This is a genomic window from Streptomyces sp. DH12 (assembly GCF_020873895.1).
Classification (GTDB): domain Bacteria; phylum Actinomycetota; class Actinomycetes; order Streptomycetales; family Streptomycetaceae; genus Streptomyces.
In genome coordinates this window covers 1-404 of sequence record NZ_JAHWGT010001501.1, presented here as the reverse complement: position 1 = coordinate 404, position 404 = coordinate 1, and the positions used below count along the sequence as shown (strand labels likewise).

Below are 404 nucleotides of genomic sequence, written 5' to 3'. Positions count from 1 at the left end.
CCCTCGGGGAAGACGGTGCGCAGCGTCTCGTGCCGCTCGGTCAGGTCGGCCAGTGCGGCGGCGAGCGCCTCGGCGTCCAGGGCGCCGGTCAGGCGCAGTCCCACGGGCATGTTGTAGCCGGGGTCGTCGTCCGTGAGGCGGCCGAGGAACCACAGCCGGCGCTGGGCGTACGACAGCGGGAGCGGGTCGGGCCGTTCGGCGGCGGGCGCCAGGGCGGGACGGCGTCCGTCGCCGGCCGAGGCGGCGAGGGACGCGAGGCCGGCCGGGGTGGGGCGCTCGAACAGGTCCCGCAGCGAGACCTCCGCGCCGAGGACGCTGCGGATGCGGCTGATCAGCCGGGTGGCGAGCAGCGAGTGCCCGCCCAGCGCGAAGAAGTCGTCGTCCTGACTCTAATACACATCTTA

Annotated in this window: 1 pseudogene; it reads right to left on the bottom strand. The window is 74.5% G+C overall.

The window, feature by feature from the left end:
- Window positions 1–383 (bottom strand): annotated as a pseudogene (locus tag LPA54_RS40770) (condensation domain-containing protein); the annotation flags it as partial.
- Window positions 384–404 lie beyond the last annotated feature (21 nt).